Origin of the sequence: Bradyrhizobium sp. NBAIM01, from assembly GCF_020194115.1 — a bacterium.
GTDB lineage: Bacteria > Pseudomonadota > Alphaproteobacteria > Rhizobiales > Xanthobacteraceae > Bradyrhizobium > Bradyrhizobium yuanmingense.
On record NZ_JADYVU010000004.1, the window covers coordinates 1 to 19,696 of the forward strand.

The 19,696-nt window shown below is 55.9% G+C and carries 13 protein-coding genes; 6 read left to right on the forward strand and 7 right to left on the reverse strand.

Annotation, left to right across the window (positions count from 1 at the left end):
• Nucleotides 1–161 precede the first annotated feature (161 nt).
• Both I6F31_RS15235 and I6F31_RS15240 read right to left on the reverse strand, forming a co-directional pair.
• The gene (locus tag I6F31_RS15235) at nt 162–1,490 is read right to left on the reverse strand and encodes an NAD(P)-binding protein (protein WP_225151571.1); all 1,329 of its coding nucleotides are present in this window, start codon (nt 1,488–1,490) and stop codon (nt 162–164) included.
• Between the two features lie 239 nt (nt 1,491–1,729).
• Nucleotides 1,730–2,752, reverse strand: coding sequence for an acyltransferase (locus I6F31_RS15240; RefSeq protein ID WP_225135117.1), 1,023 nt, complete (start codon nt 2,750–2,752; stop codon nt 1,730–1,732).
• A gap of 2,644 nt (nt 2,753–5,396) precedes the next feature.
• Here I6F31_RS15240 and gmd point away from each other — a divergent pair.
• Nucleotides 5,397–6,488 carry a GDP-mannose 4,6-dehydratase gene (gene gmd / locus I6F31_RS15245; protein ID WP_225185652.1) on the forward strand — a complete coding sequence of 364 codons (1,092 nt, stop codon included), beginning with the start codon at nt 5,397–5,399 and terminating at the stop codon, nt 6,486–6,488.
• Nucleotides 6,489–6,491: 3 nt separating this feature from the next.
• Entirely contained in the window at nt 6,492–7,049 is a 558-nt protein-coding gene (locus I6F31_RS15250) for a hypothetical protein (RefSeq protein WP_225185653.1), read from the forward strand.
• Nucleotides 7,050–7,207: 158 nt separating this feature from the next.
• Here I6F31_RS15250 and I6F31_RS15255 read toward each other — a convergent pair whose 3' ends face one another.
• The 5 genes from I6F31_RS15255 to I6F31_RS15275 form a co-directional block, all read right to left on the reverse strand.
• Nucleotides 7,208–8,299 (reverse strand): acyltransferase, encoded by a 1,092-nt coding sequence (locus I6F31_RS15255; protein ID WP_225185654.1) that lies wholly within the window; start codon nt 8,297–8,299, stop codon nt 7,208–7,210.
• A gap of 777 nt (nt 8,300–9,076) precedes the next feature.
• Entirely contained in the window at nt 9,077–10,384 is a 1,308-nt protein-coding gene (locus I6F31_RS15260) for a WcaI family glycosyltransferase (protein WP_225185655.1), read from the reverse strand.
• Between the two features lie 60 nt (nt 10,385–10,444).
• Entirely contained in the window at nt 10,445–11,419 is a 975-nt protein-coding gene (locus tag I6F31_RS15265; RefSeq protein WP_225185656.1) for a GDP-L-fucose synthase, read from the reverse strand.
• Nucleotides 11,420–11,706: 287 nt separating this feature from the next.
• Nucleotides 11,707–11,979: a hypothetical protein gene (locus I6F31_RS15270; protein WP_225185657.1), complete on the reverse strand. Its 273-nt coding sequence runs from the start codon at nt 11,977–11,979 to the stop codon at nt 11,707–11,709.
• Between the two features lie 221 nt (nt 11,980–12,200).
• Nucleotides 12,201–13,193, reverse strand: coding sequence for an ABC transporter substrate-binding protein (locus tag I6F31_RS15275; protein WP_225185658.1), 993 nt, complete (start codon nt 13,191–13,193; stop codon nt 12,201–12,203).
• A 320-nt stretch (nt 13,194–13,513) separates the two neighbouring features.
• Here I6F31_RS15275 and I6F31_RS15280 point away from each other — a divergent pair, with 320 nt between their 5' ends.
• The 4 genes from I6F31_RS15280 to I6F31_RS15295 all read left to right on the forward strand — a co-directional run bounded on the left by I6F31_RS15280 (nt 13,514) and on the right by I6F31_RS15295 (nt 19,642).
• Nucleotides 13,514–14,956 carry an undecaprenyl-phosphate glucose phosphotransferase gene (locus I6F31_RS15280; protein WP_225185659.1) on the forward strand — a complete coding sequence of 481 codons (1,443 nt, stop codon included), beginning with the start codon at nt 13,514–13,516 and terminating at the stop codon, nt 14,954–14,956.
• A 111-nt stretch (nt 14,957–15,067) separates the two neighbouring features.
• The gene (locus tag I6F31_RS15285; RefSeq protein ID WP_225185660.1) at nt 15,068–17,071 is read left to right on the forward strand and encodes a right-handed parallel beta-helix repeat-containing protein; all 2,004 of its coding nucleotides are present in this window, start codon (nt 15,068–15,070) and stop codon (nt 17,069–17,071) included.
• 64 nt (nt 17,072–17,135) lie between these two features.
• A complete protein-coding gene (locus tag I6F31_RS15290; protein WP_225185831.1) occupies nt 17,136–18,362 on the forward strand; it encodes a glycosyltransferase in 1,227 nt (408 codons plus the stop codon).
• A complete protein-coding gene (locus I6F31_RS15295; protein ID WP_225185661.1) occupies nt 18,359–19,642 on the forward strand; it encodes an oligosaccharide flippase family protein in 1,284 nt (427 codons plus the stop codon). The genes I6F31_RS15290 and I6F31_RS15295 overlap by 4 nt, the downstream gene beginning before the upstream one ends.
• The last annotated feature ends 54 nt before the right edge of the window (nt 19,643–19,696 follow it).

Consider the following 19,696-nt stretch of genomic DNA (forward strand, 5'->3'; position numbering starts at 1 on the left):
CCCCAACCCCCACCCTGCTCGACCGCCACTGAGTGACGCCCAATTTCCGCTCCGAAGGCTCCTTTGTTGCCCGAATACCCGTTGATCGCGTCTTCAACAGGCCCTGTACAAAATGTTGGAATCTACCTGATGAAGTCGAGGGCGCGGCCCTCGCATCTGATCTAGACCAGGTCTGACCGACGCTGATCCGAACGAAGCGCGGCTTCGGCTTTTAAGGTGGAGTCGCGAGCGGTCGGTTGATAGTCAAATCTGCCTTGCCGTCCAATCGATTCGATGCCTAACTTGCGCAGTGCGGCCACCGTGCTTGCCGCGTGTTCGTCGGCCTGGTCGGTGTAGATCGGGTAGGCATTGCCAAGCATATGCGTGCCCTCAAGCCGAAGGTCGCCCAAAAACAGTCTGTTGTCGCAGGTGTGAGTTCTAAAGTCGCTATCTGCCGTACTAATGTCGTGCGCCACGTGCTCAGCATTGACTTCGACGGAGAAGAATTCTCGGCCGTGGCACCTGCCGTAAAAATCGGAATGAATCGTGAGGCGCTTCCACGCCCCTTCGCTTGAAAAATTGTACAGGATCGGTTGCTTGAAGCCTCTCTCACCGGAAAAGCTATAGAACAACGTCAGCAACGTCACGGTTTTCAGCTCTCGATGCGTTTGCAGACCACACAGATCTTGGATGCGTGCTAGGGGAATGGTCGAGACCAGGCGACGGCCGACGATCGCACGGTCGTTCGCCAGGACAATCGAAAACTCACCGTTCTGCCTTTGAACGCGAGCTATCTTGGTCCCCAGCACAAAGCCCGCGCCTTGGCCTTCGAGCCGCTCCATTGCCTTGCGATACAGGAATCCGAAGCCCTCCCGCGGTCGAACGAGTTGTTGATTGGGAGCCACATTGGGGGCACGACGAAAGGCCCGCCCAACAAGGTTTCGCAGCGTCGCGTGCTCCTTAATCCAAAGCATCCTTTTCTCTGCAAACTTGACGTCGACCTGATCGGCGGGAAATCCGTAGAACCGGCTCAGATAATAGCCGAGGCCTGTGCGCTCCAGTAACCGCCTTCCAATCCAAAAAGTTGCAAAGTCCTTGGCACTTCGGATCCTGCGGCGGAAGGTTCGGGCAAAGATGATCGAGCTCACCATCCAAAGCCATTCCAACGGACCGGCTGAAAGCAGATCGTCCTTGATGGATAGCGGATAGTGACTTACTGCGCCTTGCGGAGTGAGACGCCCCCACGACGGGTAGATTTGAATATAGAGCGGTAATAACTCAGGAAAGTGCGCCAATAACGGCGAATCGTCCTGAAAGATGTAGCTGCCGACATCGAAGGTGTAGTCGCCGACCTTGCAATCGATGTGGTTTCCACCGCTCCAGGCGTACTCGTCGACGACAAGGACGTTCCTCGCACCGTCGCGCAGCAAGATCGATGTCGCTACAAGGCCGCTGATTCCAGCGCCCAACACCACTGCATCGTACCGCGCCTCGTCAAGGCTGTTCGTCATCAGCGACCATCCAGTGACCCGGTATGTATTGGATTATTGAAGCGCATTTCTGAAAGCGCGACTAGCAAATTAGATGCGTCGCGAGCAGAAGCTCCTGGTGCCGCCTGCTCGGCGCAAGTGCAGCTCGCTCGGTTTTCGCGACAAAGGTTCTCAGAGAAGCTGACTTAGGTTTGTGCAGCGAGTGCCTAGAATATGACGCGCACTTTCGGGTTGCCCGGTGGCGCTGGCAGGCTCTGAAGCTACAGAGACCTGACCCTGTGCTTTGCAAGAACCGATGTGATCGGGGAATCGTAATACTTGTCCAGACCGATCGCCAGCAGAATGCAAATTGGTACTAGTGCAAAGAGGTAACAAGAGGGTGCCTGCTCAAGATGAGTTGCCTTTAGCAGACCGACCGTCGTCATAAGGATTGGAACGTGAACGATGTAGAGTGGATACGAAAGGCGGCCTAGCACACTAAGAAGACGCTGCTTTTGCTGGAGATGGCAAGCGACGGACAGATACAATAGGAGTGGAAAGATAAGGACGATCGAAACAGCATCGAAAACAGAGCTTCGGATCGGAAGGCAAAAGACGGTCGCGAGCAGAAGGATCATTGGCCAAAGTAGAAGTGTGGGCAGGAATGGTTTGGGGCGGTAATGCCAAACCAGAACGCCGGTAAAGAAGCCGAACAGGGTGCGAACAGCACCTCCGAAAAAAGTAGTCCACGTAGCCCCAAGATCGGCGGTACCGTGTTTAAGGATCGTTAGGGCAAGGAGTCCACCAGTGACAGCGGTGATCACCCAGGCGCACTTCGTATCTACCCGCAATATCAGCGCCGCCCAAAGTAAGTTGACGGCGATTTCAAATGACAACGACCACATCGGGGTGTTGGTGGGGAATGTCGTGTCTGTGGGAGCCTGACTTACCCAGGGCTTAGGCAGCAAAGCCGCGTTGAAGGCCGTCCCGCCGAGGATGTCAGAAAGTGCGTACTGCGAATGTTTCTGAAACGCCAAACGGAGTAAGAAATACCCTGTTCCCAATAAGAGTCCCAACAGACTAAGCGGCAATAACCTCTTCATGCGAATTTGCAGGAATTTGGCAACTGTTAGCCTGCCAGACTGAAGACGCATCGCATACGAGTGCGAAAGTACGAACCCGCTAAGCATGAAGAAGAAATCCACCGCCAGATAGCCATGAGGTGCCAACTGCGGCGCACCGACGATTGAAAGGTGAAAGAACAGGACGCCAATGGCTGCGAAGCCGCGAAGCGCGTCTAGCACTTCAAACCTCTCTTCTGGCAATCGACACCTAAGTATTTTGCGTGACTATGCGCGCCCGCGGTCAATTAACGGAATTAAGCGATTAAAATCGAGGCAGCGTGAGACCCGACGTCGGGGTCAAGAAGGCATCTTCAACTCGGACAGTATGCATCCGCTCCCCCGAAGGGGCCACGCGATATAGTAGGCGCTCACGCACAAAATTGAACCATCTCCTCGGCGGTGGTCCAGACACCACGCTGCTGCCCCCCGTAACAAGCAGCCCTCCTTCTTGCTCCGACCGCATAACGACTGCGCACTGAAAGGGACGAGGGAGTGGACAGTCATTTCAGGCTGTGGTTGGCTGCGCGCTTTGGACCAAAAAAAGACATTCCCGGTTATGAATAGCGTAAACTCAAGTCGCACGTGGGCGCCCGAAGATGATAACGCGCTGAGATCGGCAATCATCAATGGCCAGTCCATCCTAGAAATCGCCGCGACCCTCTGCCGAACTGAAAACGCCGTGCGGCGGCGGCTCTATCAGCTTGGCCTTTCAACCGCTCGGCTTGGCTCTAGGCGTCGTCCAAGTCAAAGGTTCGGATAAGCCTCTACTTGAAGGGACGCTGGCCGAAGCTCCCTGAGGAGCGGACGGGGCTCGACTTTTGGTTGCGGAAGGTCAGAATGACCGGGAATTTTGCGAATCCGATATTAAGCCTTTCGGACCCGTAGTACGGACGCTGCAACATGATCTACGAAGCATTTTTAGCGCCTACCGAATGTCCGAATTCCTCTCATGAACTGAGGCGAGCACTTCTTACTTTTTGATAAGATTTACGTTGCTGATCCTAACGACCGCGATCTATTTCCACCCCAAGCCTTTTTGATGGCGATCGGCATGCCCCCAATATTTGGATTCAAATCGGGCTCGGTTAGGCCGCTTGGTAAGCTACCCGGCTACGACGATGGCTTCGATAAACTGATGACCCCGACGTCAAGGCTTGATCGACGTGGTGTCGTCCTATGATCTTAGTACGAGCCAGCAATTACGCTCGGGGCTGTACAACTTGGCGACTATCCCTTGAACTTCGGTTTTCTACTTCAGGGACCGAAACATTGGTCGCGACATCGATACCCTTCGTGTTGCCGTCAAGGGAGACGCAGCGCTTTCTCGATTCGGAGATGAAACAATCGCCGCTACAGCATCAAATCAAGCTGCTGCGGATGGTAGCATACATGATGGCCCCGCACTGCCGTTCTTTGACGAAGAACTCGCCCGCGATCATTTGCGGTTACAAATCTCCCATATCGCCCGGGCGCGGATTGCTTCTGTCATGAAAACAATTGGTTTCAGCGTGTCCAAACAGATGGTTCCGCTATTGGGAATGCATGTTACGGCGCGGTCGCTAAGCAAATTGCCACGAGAGCGAACGCGGTCATAGACGCTTCTTCAGTCTCGGCGAACTGATAGTTTCGAGGGAAATTTCGAAGCAGCTGCGATCTTTCGCACTTGCGATCTACGGCAATCATCTTACTGTCGTTTCATAGGCCCAACCGGCTGCGCAAATGGTCACGCTCCTCGAGCAGTTCTCGGAGTCTTTGAGCATTGTCAGATTGTATCTCCTGCCACTCGATGCGATCCTCTGCAGTCCACAAGTAAGACTCGCGATTGAAACGATCTTTCTCGTTTGCATCAAACTCCATGTATAACTTTATGTCGCGTTCGACCTGATCCAGTTGTTCTTGGAGAGTAGTTGGCATCAGCCGTTCCTTCGGCTCGCCTCCAGCCCGCTCCGATCTACGACGCAATCGGTATGGCGATCAATAGGCGTTGTCCCTCGCGGCTGATATATCCATCCCATTTGAACTCGTTCGCCTCAAAGTGCCGCGTCAGCAATTTTACAAAAGTACGTAGCTCAGATCGACTGGTCTCCCTCCATGAGATTATGCAGACAAGCTAAACTCCCGGAGGAAGCGGCAAAGCACCCTCCAGTGCGTCAACTGCACTCTCGGAGAAGTTGTGGCCGCAATCAACCGTTGAGTTTTTCCTATCAATCCACGCACGAACTTTGGGAGCGCCTGGTCCGGTGCCGACCGGCACCGTCGGTCTCGTTACCACCACGGTCGCCGGTGTGAGGCTGCGCTATCGAGAGAGCGTGCCGACCGCGATGAAAACGGCATCGGTCGCGGCGGTCGGCTTAGTCAGGTCAATGGTCAAGGCGCTTAGCTTTGACAGTGTCCGCCACCATCTCGTCGAGACCCATGTTAGCAGATCGGGATCGCGGCGATCTCCTCGTCCTTGTGGACGCAGATCACGTACTGACCGAAATCCGCAAACAGTCGCGGGACATCAGACTCACATACTCGGGCCGATCATCGCAATGCGCACTTCGGGTGTTGCTTAGGTTCTTTGATAGTCGTCTTCAATCCGGATGATGTCGTCTTCCCCCAGGCTGAAGCTCCAGGCCAACTTCAATTCACAAATCGTACAACATTCATAAGGCCAGAACTTCACCGTTGAGAACACAAATTCGAAATAGCCTTAGCAGGACTCTGTTGCCTATTGCGCAGACGTCAACGCTGTTAATCTAAGCTTGCTTTTTTGACCCAGCCCATCTCCCTATTCTCTTCGTTTTCGAGTACGAACGGCCTACCGAACCTTGAGATTATTATGACAAAGAAACGAGCACTTATTACCGGCGTCACCGGGCAGGACGGCGCCTATTTGGCTGAACTTCTTCTGCAGAAGGGATACGAGGTCCACGGCATCAAGCGCCGGACCTCCCTCTTCAATACCGACCGCATCGATCATCTCTATCTCGACCCGCACGAGCCCGACCCGCCCTTCCGGCTTCACTACGGCGATCTGACCGATTCTTCGAGCCTGATCCGGATCGTTGGCCAAGTGCAGCCAGACGAAATCTATAATCTTGCGGCGCAGAGCCACGTTGCCGTTTCGTTCGAAGAGCCCGAATACACAGCCAATTCCGACGGTCTCGGCACCCTGCGCATCCTCGAGGCCATGCGTATTACCGGCCTGGAGAGGAAGGCGCGCTTCTATCAAGCGTCAACATCCGAGCTTTACGGATTGGTCCAGGAGATCCCACAAAGGGAGACGACGCCGTTCTATCCGCGCTCACCGTACGCGGTCGCCAAGCTGTATGCTTACTGGATCACGGTCAATTACCGCGAAGCCTATGGGATGTATGCCTGCAACGGCATCCTCTTCAACCACGAATCTCCGGTCCGCGGCGAGACCTTCGTGACCAGAAAGATCACGCGTGCTTTGGCGCGCATCCATTTGGGACTGCAGGAAAGGCTTTATCTGGGTAATCTGGATGCCTTGCGCGATTGGGGACACGCGCGGGATTACGTCGAAATGCAATGGCTAATGCTGCAGCAGGACAAGCCTGAAGATTTCGTGATCGCTACTGGCGTGCAGCATTCTGTCCGAGACTTTGTCAATGTCGCTGCAAACGAAGTCGGCATGACGGTCCGCTGGGAAGGAAGTGGCGTCGACGAGAAAGGATATGACGCCAAGACCGGCAAGTGTGTCGTCTCGGTCGATCCCCGCTATTTCCGCCCCACCGAGGTCGCGACGCTTCTTGGTGACCCGTCAAAGGCCAAGCAGAAACTTGGTTGGGAGCCCAAGACCTCGTTCGAAAGCCTGGTTCGAGAAATGATGAAGGAAGATCTCGAGTCCGCAAAACGCGACGAACTCATCAAGCAGCACGGGTTTAGATACTATCCGCGCCACGAGTAGTTCTTGTGGGACGGCCAGCAAGGCGACCAAGCCTGGCCAAATGAGCGCCCATCAGGGCGCTCACGCCTTTCGGACCGCATCCAACTGCTGTCGAATGCCTCAGGGCTGCCCGTCACTACCTTGGGGGTGCGGACAGGCGCAGGGTGCTCGTTCTCGCCGACGATCAGGACAGCGACGTCGACGGCATGGACGGCAGAAGGTCCCGACTTCACGCCGCAGCAGGTCATCGCCGTACCTTACAATCCGATATTCGACCTCACGAGCTTTATGCTGGTGGCCGTAGTTAAGCTCGACAGCATCTCAGGCACCCGGCAAATCATCACGCGCAGCGACGCGATCGGATCGCCGCAGCATTTCCAATTTCGTCAGACTGCCGGAGTGTTGCAGTTCGTCAACGGCAATGGAAATCAGGTGCTAGCTGCATCGTCCGCGACGCTGACGGCGGGCGCTTGGGCTCTGGTCGTGGCCAAGATGGACGGCATCGCTGCAACTGCGCCAAGCAGGGGCATCGGTCGGGACCGGAACCCTGACGTCGTCCATCAACTCGTACAACCCCACTAGGACGATGCTCGGAGCTAGGTGGACAACGACCGTGGCCGATGGCCTTGACGGAAAAATCGCTTACGCTGCCATCTATTCGCAGATCGACGACAGCCTGATCCCTGCGGCCGAACAGAGGGCTCGAACAGCAGTCGCGGCCAAGGGAATAACGGTCTAGATCATCTTGCGCCTTCCGGCAGGAAACGTTCGCTCTTGCGGAAAAAACGGCCGATGGCGTTCTTTAGGATCGGCTCAAGATAGATCGCGATGGCCCAACTCACCCCGACCATCGTTACGCTGACATAAAATATCGCCGCTGGATAAGAAAGCCCCGCGCTGATTAGACGGCCCAGGAGATAACCTCCGACGACGCTGTGGATTAGGTAGAGCGGATACGTCATCAGGCCGATCGGCCGCAGAGCTTTATGTTCGAGCCGGCGCGTCATCAGCGTCCAACAAATGAACGCGACGGCCGAAAAGAACGTGACAAGCGGGACGACGTAGCTGATCTGCATGGACACTTTAGAGGCCATCACGCTCGCGGCATTAATGATTTCGAGTGCGCATCCCAGCGAGAAGAATGCGAATAGCAAGAGGCGCATCAAATTGCGGCTCTGGAAACGCAACAGCCAAATCGTTACGCCCAGCCCGAAAAAGCAGCCGTGGTGGATGAGGAGTAGATCCAGCAACCTACTTTCCGCTCCGATCTTTAGACCGAAGGTAAAAAGCGTGATCCAGTAAATGCAGCTCAGCAAGCCAATGCCTGAGGCAACGACCTCGATTTTGCTGAAGCGTCCGAGGAGCAGCAAAAGCCAGATGATACCATAGAAGGCGATCTCAATGCCTAGGGTCCAATAAACTGAATCGATCCATGGCCCGAAGGGCCAAAAAACTAACGTTCGAAACAGGACGAATAGGTTGTGCTGAATGGTTTCGATCCCGCAAAATGCGATCACCGCAAACGTCACCGGCGCACAAATGATGACGGCCGGAACCAGCCTCTTCACCCGGGCTTCGAAAAACTTAGTCGGCGTGGAGTATTGAGCGCTGAAGGCGATGATAAAGCCGCTGATTACGAAGAAGATTTCAACGCCAATCCAACCATAGCTGAAGAAGGAATTCGTCGATGGCACCGAACCCGCGGCTTTCGCAATTTGGCCTTTTGGATAAGCCCATACCCAAAAGCCATAGTGGAAAAGCATCACCATCGCTGCCGAAAGGAACCTGACGAGGTCGACGCCGCCAAAAGTGCGGGGTTTGGAAATTTCCATAGGTCTACCGTTAATTCGAAATTCAACCGATCCTAAGGTAATGCCGGGCTCGGTCCCAGATTTCCGGGGTACGTTCTGGAATTAGGGTAACTCAGATGCGAGAGCGTTGAAGCCTCTGTCGCCTGCGGCGGTACCGCCCTCTGGCGCCACCCACAGCGAAACCGACCCCAAAAATGCAAGAAGTATAAGCAGTGCAGATATCGTCCAGAATTGATATCTCATGGCTGACGTCTCGGCAATGTAGTCGCATAGCATCGGAGATTCAGTGTTAATGTCCACTCCTCTTAGGCGGGCCGCCGCTCCCGGCTACTTCTCTCACGCTAAGGAGGATACGGCTCCGACCATTCAGCCTTCGCCAAAACGACTCCCGTCCTAGATTTCGCGATGACTTCGTAAGTATAGAGATCCGGATTGCATGGTCCCCACGTCCGCAAGCTCTCTGCCTTTACGATCCCATTTTCTGGAAGCGGGATCTCCTGACCGCCCAACTCGGAACTCGTCCCTCTGCGAAATCTGACGAGAATCGAGCGCGTATCCGCCGGAATATGCGTCAGTTTGATTTCTGGATTGGGAAAAACGGTGCTGCAGGCGCGGGGCGGTGCGAACGAGAAGCGGACCTGCATTTCCTCGGCCTCGCTGGTTGAGGTACGGGTCAGTGTGAAGAATGAAATGGCTAATATGAAGGGCAGTCTGAACACGCGGTCTGCTCCCCTAAAAGACGCGAGATATCGGCGGGGCGGGCCGATGCCAAGATGCCAGAGGCGATCGTCCACTCCCTCAGGGCGACCGAACGGCATCCTCCACCGGAAGCCCAATGTCCTTGGCAGCGCCCGTCAGGCCGGCATTCGTCTGCCCTGCCGCAATACCCTGCCCTGTCATGGCCTCCGACCACCGACGGACGATCGTGCGTCGATCCCAGCGATCAAGAGCTCGCCTTCTTCCTTCTTCGCCGTAATGCTCACGCAGGGCGGGCGCGTCGCTGAGCTGGCAAATTGCGATTTCGAGAGCCGACGAATCTCCTGGCGGAATCACGAGGCCCGCGTTCGTGACTTCCGCCGCGAGGCCGGTGCCTTCTTCGGCCATCGCAATGACCGGCCGAGCGGATGCGAAGATCGCCCCGAGCTTCGAGGGCAACACTAGATCGGCGGCCTCGGCCTTCTGCGGAATCAGATGGAAATCGGCCGTGGCCATCAATTGATTGAAGCTGTCATTGGGCTGAAGCCCCAGGAAGTAGATATTGCGATGCCCGGCTGCAAGCTGCTCGAGCCTCATCTTGTGAGGCCCTTCGCCTGCAAGGATGAAGTGGATATGCGGATGACTTCGCTCCAGGCCAATCGCGGCTTCGATCACGAGTTCAAGGCCCTGCTTGTTGGACATCGTGCCGGAATAAAGTCCAACGATATCGCCCTCGGCCAGGTTCAGCTGTTGACGGTATTTGGTCGCTCGAGATCCCGGGCAGATCGCAGTGGTGTCGATCCAGTTTCTCACTTCCGCGGTTTTGTCGGGCCGCAATCCCTTGATCCTCAACCGCTCTACCATCGCTTGAGAGATGGTTGAAACGTTGTCGAACGATTTGAGGATCGCCGCTTCGATTCGAAGCATCCATTTTCGCAAAGAGGGATTGCGCAGCAAACCAAGATCGAACGCCGCATCCACCTCGAAATCCTGCACGTGAAGCCATGATTTGGCGCCGACGCGACGAGCGACGAAAGAGACGAAGGCTGCCGACATCAGCGACGGCGCGACAGCGATCATGACGTCGGGCCGCCAGGATAGCGCCTCAAGAAGAACCGGGGCCGAGCTCGTGAGCGCGAATGAAGCGTGATGAACCAGCCGTCTGACGCCAGAGGGATGTTCGGGCACATAAATCGGCGTACGCGTTACTCGAACTCCATTGATATCTCTCGATCTGAAGTACGACGATTTGAATGCAGGAGGGATCTTCCAGGCGGGGTAATAGGGAGGCGCCGTAATCACTCTGACTTCATGGCCTTCGGCGACCAGACTTTCGCAGAGCTCGGCGTTGTATTTCGCCACACCGATCAGATCGGGAGCATAATTGATGCCGACCAAGAGAACACGCATAAAGCCCGCCCCAGTTCAAACTTCAGAATAAAAAAATCTCTAGCAATCTAACTAGTCTACTCAGCGCGTTGCGCCGACTTCCAGATGACGCCCGTAGCCATGAAGATAATCTGCGTAGGCGGCTGCAAGGCCGGTCCGCAAGGCAACTTTCGGCTGCCAACCAAGTGCTCGGATTCTCGAGCTATCCAGCAGCTTGCGTGGTGCCCCGTCAGGTTTGGATGTATCGAACGCGAGCTTGCCCCCGTAGCCCACCACCTCCGCGACTGTGGTCGCGAATTCGGCAATCGACAATTCGTCGCCCGTGCCGACATTGATGGGCTGGTCACTCGAATAGTTCTTCAGAAGGAAAACGCAGGCATCCGCAAAATCATCGACATTGAGGAATTCGCGCAGCGGCGTGCCGGTGCCCCACACCGAAACGCTGGGTGCATTGGCGAGCTTGGCTTCGTGGAAACGTCGGATCAATGCGGCCGGCACATGACTATGGTCCGGATGATAATTGTCGCCGCGGCCGTAGAGATTGGTCGGCATTACCGAGATGAAATCGTCGCCATATTGCCGACGATACGCCTGGCACATCTTGAGGCCGGCAATCTTGGCGATTGCGTACCACTCATTGGTCGGCTCTAGCGGCCCGGTCAGCAATTCGCTTTCGGCGATCGGCTGCTTGGCGTGCTTGGGATAGATGCAGGACGAGCCGAGAAACAGCAGGCGCCGAACACCAACCGCGTGACTTGCGCGGATCACGCTCAATTCCAGCGCAAGGTTGTCGCAGAGAAAGTCGACCGGGAAATTGTTGTTGGCTGCGATACCGCCAACCTTTGCGGCGGCATGAACCACGACGTCCGGGCGATTGGCCTCGAGCCATCTGAGCGTGGGCTCTTCCTTCGTCAGGTCCAGCTCGCGCCGATCAGCCGTGAGCACGGTGCAATTCTCCGACGTCAGCCGGCGGACGACAGCTGATCCCACCATGCCGCGGTGACCCGCGACGAAGACACGTTTGCCCGTGAGATCGTAGGTTGAAACCCCTGTCATCGTAATCCTCAGTCAGTATCCGGTTGGCCGGATCACCATTGCTCTGGAAGATCCGGTGACCCGATCACATTACGCAATCACGCTGCCAATGCAGCCGCGCCAATCTGCTAACACAATCTTCACCATGCGACAGCCTGCCCCGGCCCGACAAAGATATTCATGGTGAACCTGCGTTGCGCGCACAAATGATCAGCACAAAATGAACCAAAAACGAGCAAGGCAGCCGCATCACGGCTGCCTTGAAGAATCGTTGAAAAACGGCAGCCGCCGCCCGATTTAAGTCGACCTCAGTATGCTCGGCGCAGGACCGGTCCGACAGGCGCGCAAACGCGATCCATGTACCAGCCATAGGGCGTCTCGACCCGCACCAATGGACATTGGCGCCGCGGCACATATCGATAGGGATACGGCTGCGCCCAGAACGTAACGGGCGTCACCTGGCTCTCGCCTGCGAGCAGGGCGGCCGGCGCGGGCATCTGCATGGCGGCGCTCGCTCCGCTCGCTGCGCAGAAGGTAACAGTTGCAGCCAAAAGACCTGCTCGCATCAATGTGTTAAACATCCAAAAAGCTCCTCGCCCCTGCGGATTTGATCCCCGACCCGCGCTCGTCAGACCCCAGCCGACCAACGTCACGATCCGTAAAGCCACTCCGCGACTAGCCCAAATAGTGAACCGAACTTTACCAAGCCCACCGGCGGAAATGCAACCGATGCCGGGGCGGCCGGGCGCCTTTTGGGGCGATATAGCGCGCAAGTGTGGCTTCTTGGTCCTATTTTTTTATCCTATTTGTCCTGGCTCCACGCGCCTGGAGCCGCGAGGTCGGGTGAACGGCGGTACACATCCCGCAGGAACTGGTAGCTGACCGTCTGAGCCAAAGGCACGTCTTCCTCGCCCAGCTTGGCGAAGAGAAGGATATCCCGGAGCGTCCGCCAGCGGCTTTCGTCGTAGTCGCCGATGCGGCCGCCCGTTGGCAATACCAGCGGGCGCTGCTGCTGCAGCTCGAATTTCAGCCGCTCCGGGTTCAGGCCAGCCGGTCCGGTACCCGTAAGAACGGGCACGCTCCGTGCATAGTCCGCGTAGGTGAATTGCCATCCTCGAATGAGGCCCTGGAGGACATCGGCAATCATGGATGGCTGTTCATGGACGAGAGTATTGCTCGCGAAGTAGACTAGGCCAGGAACATGGATACCATAGTCTTGCGGTTTGATGACGTTCAGCTTCACGAAGGTCGAGCTGGTGGGATCCGGTTGCGCGTCGATGACGGCAATGATCGCATCCACCTCCCCGGCCCGCAGGGCTTCGAAGCTGTCGCGGTCAGGGACCTTGGTAATCTGGCTTCGCGGCAGGCCGAGCTGTGCCATCATGGCATCGAAGACGACGTCTCCCTCACTCGCCCTGCGGTATCCGACCCGCTTTCCGACCAGATCGGCCGGCCGCCGCAAGCCGGAGTTTTCGAGCGTGAAGATCGCGACAGAGGTATCGAGGAAGCTTGCGGCAAACGCAGTCACGGGGATGCCGCGCCAGCTCGCCAGCAGGAAGTTCTGGCCGCTCGTCACGCCGATGGCATGTTGGCGTGCAATGGTTTGGACGAAGTCAGGACCTTCGGGCTGAGCCGACACCTCGATGCGGGAGGAGAAATATCCCTGCCTGGATGCAGCGAGCTCGCCGGCAAACCGCGCGCCATAGGGCCCATCAAGGAGGAGCTTGATGGCGACGGGCCTGGACGCTGTTGGAGCTCGGATGGGCGCCGCATCGGGGCGCAGAAGGAGAAGCACGAGTCCCACCAAAGCGACGGCCGCAAGGCCAATGGCGAGGTAGCGCTTCCCTCTCGGCCGGGTCCGCCGCCGGGACTGGGTGCGAGGCAACGAGGACTTCCTAACGGGTTGCGAAATTTAGCATATCAGTCGAGGCGAGATGGGCTACAATGCAGGCTTGTGCGGTAAGGTTAATTTTTCCTTCGCCTTGTTCTAACAGCGATTTTGCCCGATAGCACGGCTTGTTTGGGCTAAATAAATTTTGCGTCAATGGGTTTGGCAGGATGACAATTGTTTCCACTCGGCCGGTGCCCGTCGCTGATTCTGCGACGGAAATTCGTGTGGTCGAGCCGGTCGCGCCCACATCCGGAGGCTTTGCGCCGAGCTGGCTGCGACCTGTGGTGGTCGAACGGCTGCTGGCGGTGGTGGATGCGGCGCTGATCGTGGTCAGCGGCATCGGCTGCGCGGTCGGGTATCACGTCGTCACGGCGGGCACGCTCGGCAAGGCGGACGTGTATGCGGCCGCCAGCGTGCTGGTGGCGATCAACTTCGTCCTGCTGACCATCGTGCAGCAGGGTTATCGCCTCAAGACGGTCACCCACCTGCCCCGCACGTTCCGGATGACGCTGGCGACGTGGACCGGCCTGTTCGGCGCGCTGCTGGCGATCGCCTTCACGATGAAGGTTAGCGACGAGTTCTCCCGCGGCACCACGATCTCGTTCTATTTGGTGGGCCTTGCCGCCCTGCTCGCCTGGAAGATCGTGGCGGCGCGCTGGACCGCGCATGCCTTGCGCACCGGCGCCTTCGCCAACGGACGGGCGCTGCTGATCGCCGAGTTCGGCCTTGCCACCTCGTCCAACGCGGTCGAGGACCTCGGCCAGCACGGCTACCGCCTGATGCGCGTGATGGAGATCCCGGCCAAGGAGCTGGCTTCGCCCCTGCTGCTGTCCTCGCTGGCGCCGCGCTTCGAGGAGCTGATCAATTACGCCCGCGAGCACCGGATCGAGCATGTCTTCCTCTTGATCAACTGGAGCAGGCAGCATGCGATCGACAGCATTCTGGATGTGCTGAAGATCCTCCCCCTCCCGGTGCATCTGGTGCCGGACCCCAACACCGCGCGCTTCTTGCGCTATCCGCTTGTCGGCACCGGCAACACCTTCACCGCCGAGCTGCGCCGGGCCCCGCTCACCTGGCGCGAACGCGCGCTCAAGCGCGCGCTGGACCTTGCCGGCGCCAGCCTTGCGCTGCTCGTGTTCGCGCCAGTGATGCTGGTGACCGCGCTGCTGATCAAGCTGACTTCGCCGGGGCCGGTGTTCTTCCGCCAGACCCGCCACGGCTTTGGCGGGCGCGCGTTCAGGATCTTCAAGTTCCGCACCATGCGCGTGCTCGAGGACGGCCCGACAATCCTGCAGGCGCAGAAGAACGACCCGCGCGTCACGCCCATCGGCAAATGGCTGCGCAAGACCTCGATCGACGAGCTGCCGCAGCTCCTCAACGTGCTCAAGGGCGACATGTCGCTGGTCGGCCCCCGCCCGCACGCGGCCGCCCACAACACCGAATATGAGCAGATCATCGGCAACTACGCCTTCCGCCACCACGTCAAGCCCGGCATCACCGGCTGGGCCCAGGTTAATGGTTATCGCGGAGAAACCCGCACGCTCGACCTGATGCAGAAGCGCGTGGAGTATGATCTGTGGTACATCAATAATTGGAGCTTGTGGTTGGATGTGAGGATCATGCTGGGGACGATCGTGCTTACTCTCGCCAAACCCACCGCGTATTGAGAAATCGTGCGCCAACACAAGCCCTACTTCAGCGGGAAAAAGCAGGCCGGATTAGATTATAAGAATCCGTCCTCCAGCAACTCCCGGGATACCTGATCTGCGGGAGTATGAATGAAGACTCTTCGTTGCGCCGCTAAGCTACTTCTGATGGCCGTGACAACGGTTGCGTTGAGTGGTTCGGCCGCCAGGAGTGCAGAGCACCACGTAAGCGTTCAGCTTGATGCTAACAGCGATTTCTCGGCGGCATTTTCAGACGCTTTGCTGCGTGCTCGCCAGCACAGGTCAAATCATCCTGACGATACGATAATAGTTGATATGCCGCCGGGAGTGTTTCGATTACAAAATTCGATAAGTTTGGATAATCGAGATTCGGGCAAAGACGACGCCCCGTTAATCATTCGTGGAGCTGAACGACCGGCAACGACAACGCTGCGGGGATCAATAGTTGTTTCGGACGAGAAATTGCCCCAAGCAGACACGCTCGAATATTTTAGCGATCAGATCCAAACTCAAGTCCGTCAAATTTCCACCGACCTACCTGGCATCGACATAGGCATTACCCCTCGTGGAATGCTCCACGTAGGCGCCTCTAGTCGGATTGATCTATATAGAAATGGAAAAAGATTAAGACTGGCTAGATGGCCAAAGAAGGGATTCAGTCGCGATATATTGGGATTCAGGAGAGCGAACTCCTCATCTCGCGACTTCCGAATAAAGCTCTCAAACGAACTTTTTGATCACATAAAAAGAGAGCCCGAAGCCTGGATAGGTGGCTTTTGGAGCGCAGACTATAAATACGAAACATCCGCTATAAAACTTGCATCGGAGCAGCTTGGTGAACTCGCGCTGGCCGTCGAAGTGAGTTCAAAAAAATCCGATGCCTTTCGCTATTTTCTCTTCAACATTTACAGCGAATTGAATGACACCGAGAGCTACGCAATTGACAGCCGCAACAAGCGATTGTTCCTATTGAATGGGAGATCGAGCGATGTATTCGAACTTGCAGTGGCGAAGGGCCTACTCAAGATCGAAGACGCGCGAAACATTCGAGTAGAGCGCCTCGCCCTAGAACAGACCCTTTCAAATACCGTAGAAGTATTGAACTCCACAAACATTACCTTAGAAGATTGTTTTGTCGGTCATTCGGGCTCGACGGGCATAGTCGTGAAGGACGGCGGCGACGTTTCTATAAAGCGATGCTTGGTAACAGACAGCTCAGAAATTGGCGTCTCGTTGATTGGAGGCGACCTTGCTGACTTAAGGAGAGCGAATCATCAAATTGACAACTCTCTCATAGCGAACTTCGGAGTGGATAGCTTGAGCTATCGACCGGGTGTACAGGTACGCGGCGTCGGAAATATAGTGCAAAATTCAATTATTTCGAACGGACCGCATTCGGCGATTTCTCTTCAAGGAATAGAACACAAGCTGTTAGGGAACCACATCCGAAATGTCGTTCGCGCAACGGACGATGCTGGCGCCATTTACATGGGGCGCAATTGGGCCAACCGAGGAAATCTCATCGAAGGCAACTATCTACACGATATTGGCGATCCCAATGTTGCCCAACGCTTAGCAGCAGGCATTTACTTGGACGACCAATTCAGTGGTGTCACGATCCGAGGAAATTTGTTCAGCCGGTGCAGCATCCCTGTGTTGATTGGAGGAGGTCGCGATAACTTAGTTCAAGGAAACAAATTCTTCTTGGATGGTAACGTCGCTATACGAATTGACGACAGGGGCGCGACTTGGCAAGGCCCGTCTTCCGAAGCGGGCCGAAGTCTCATTTCCAGCTATGAAGAAGCTTTATCTCATCCCAAAATCCGGGAAACGTATCCAGAAATCCAGAGAGCAGCTGATCCGCCATGGCTTCCGAGAGGTAACGTATTCGAAGCAAATGTTGCTTTTGGTGGGCAGCTTCTCTTCGGCTCGTCCGCAGCCGCCTTGGCCTCTTCAGTTGTCAAAGAGAACGAAGAATTGGTGACAAATACCTCCTCGTCACACGACTTAGGAGAGATTCTACAGATGGTACGTACGGTTGACAGCAAATTCGTTGCGCTAAAACCTGAAGGCGAAATACTCAACCGGCTGCATTACAAGGCAGTAGCCGAATAGTGATTGCGCTTACGCCGCGTTCCTTTTCAGCTCCTAGTTGCAGATGAAATCAAAGTCGTCATGTATGAAACCGGATGTAAAGAAGCTCCCGAAGGCTGTGGTTCACGTGGTTCCGTCGCTTGACGTGAGTTATGGAGGGCCAGCGGTTTCTGTACCATCGTTAGCGGCCGCGTTAGATAGGAGGGGGATAAGGGGGATCTTGGTTAGCATTGACGCGAACCCATTGAATGCGCTTATCGAGTCCACAACGCTCCCATGGCTGAAGGCACGGCCTGGTCCAATCAAAAAGGGCTATTACTCCCCAAATCTTACCTCAATGATCTCGGCTGCCGTTCAGGAAATAGAAGCTGACACAATACACGTCCACACTGTATGGGGTTATCCACTCGTGGCGGCGCATCGTGTCGCACGAAAAACCGGCTGCCGCTTGGTGGTATCTCCCCGCTCAGAGCTCTACGTCGAGTCAATGAGAAAAAGCCGGCTGCTTAAGGCACTTGTTTGGCCTCTTGGCATCAGCGCAGCGCTCGCAAAAGCCAACCTCCTACATGCGACTGAATCTCGGGAAGAGTCCGCCATCTCCTCACTTGGACTGCCCAGCCCCGTTGCCACAGCTGCAAACGGAATCGACCTCTCGATCTCCGAAAAACTTATAGATCGCCACACGGCGTGTGAGAGCATTGGTATTGACCCCCAGCGCTATTGGGTTCTGTTTCTGTCACGTTTGCATCCCCGGAAGGGTCCCGATCTATTGATCGAAGCATGGGCAAAAGCCAAAATTTACGAGTTGGGCTGGGGATGTCTTATTGCTGGCGCATCCGACGATTCAAGGTACGAACGACAATTGCGCGATCGAGCGTCGGCGCTGGGTTTGGAACCGTCAATCGTGTGGCTTGGACATATTGAAGGCGGGCGCAAAATCGATACTCTTGCGGCCTCCGATGCTTTTGTCTTGCCTACTCAATTCGAGAACTTTGGCATGTCGATCGCGGAAGCCATGGCATGCTCGCTTCCAATCATAACCACCGATCAGACACCTTGGCAGTCTATCGCTTCGGCTTGCGCTGGCTGGATCATTCCAGCCAACGACGTAAACGCCATTGAAAAAGCACTGGCTAAGATGGCGAAGACTCCCAGTGAAATGCTTCGGACGATGGGAACGAACGCTAAGCAGCTCGTCCAGCCGTTCAGTTGGGAAATGGCTGCTGAGCAAATGATAGTCGCCTATGGGATGATGTCGCCCCTCAATGAGCAGATGACAAAGCCCATCCGGTATGACGCTCGACTCAGATGAAATCTACAAATCACCCTATCGGTGTGCTTCTCGATCTCGGTGCGGCTTACCTAGGCTATGCTTTCCGGTTTGTTTCGCCACTTATTCTGTATCCATTCCTGACCCGAAGCCTTGGGCTTGAGAGTTTTGGAATATATGCAACCGCCTACTCCGCCGCTCTAGTGCTCTCAGTAATCACAGAGTACGGCTTTGCTCTCACGGCCGCTAGAGAGGTTGCGGCTGCCCCAGATGTGAAGGCTCGCGGAACATTGGTCATGCGGGTTATCTTCGCGAAGGCGCTGCTTGTCCCGATAGCAGTTGCTGTCGGGATATTCTTGACAGCCACAAGTCCGATACTTCGATCAAACCTTGCGGTCGCGGCGGCTGCAATCTTACTCGGCCTCGGCCAAGGGGCGACCGTCTCCTGGTTCTTCCAAGGCCTGAGAAAGATTGGCCTATCGGTTGCACTTGAAATTACGGGCCAAGTGATCGCCATGGTGGTCATCATCCTAGCCGTACGACAGCCGTCGGATGTAGTGCTGGCAATATCGTTGCAAGCAACCGGCATCTGGAGCGCCGTTCTGGTTGGCCACCTCTTGATGTTTCGGAACGTACCTATCGTGCCCTCCAGCATGAGCGCTGCTATCCGTACGTTGCAGGAAGGATTCTCGATATTTCTCTCCCGCAGTGCCATTGCAATTTACACTAGCGCCTCGGTTTTGTTGGTTTCGGCTCTTGCAGGAACAGCCGAAGCGGCGCTTTACAGCGCGGCCGAAAGAGTATCTTCGGCGTCAACAATGTTGTTTAGGCCCCTCGGGTCGGTAATCATGCCTCGAATTGCCGAGCAGCTTACTCGAGATCGGGTTTCTGCCTTCAGACTGTCGCGCATTGCACTTATTCTCACGACCTCCATTTTTTCGGTCTTTGCGTTCGCTCTAATCTTCTGGGCTCCATGGATTGTTATCCACGCCTTCGGAGACCGGTTCTTTCAATCGACGCCAATCCTGCAGACGTTATCAATAATGCTACCCGTCATTGCGGTGAGTCAGGTATTGGGGAACAATCTGATGGTGCCATTAAGGTTAGATCGGCACATCGCTTTCATATTCATACTGGGCGCCATAGTAAATCTTGCACTGGCGGCAGCTTCGATCCCGATATTTGGCGCACTTGGCATGGCACTATCAAGAGTAGGAACGGAGCTTGTCATCTCCGCTGCTCACGTTATCCTCCTTCGGCCCTACTGGACTGAGATTTTAGGCAGATCGAGCAGATCGAACAGTCGTGCCAACACCGAATAGCTGAGCAACACTGCCTGCCTATTATTCGGGATCGAACGAAATGTGCTTCGATTG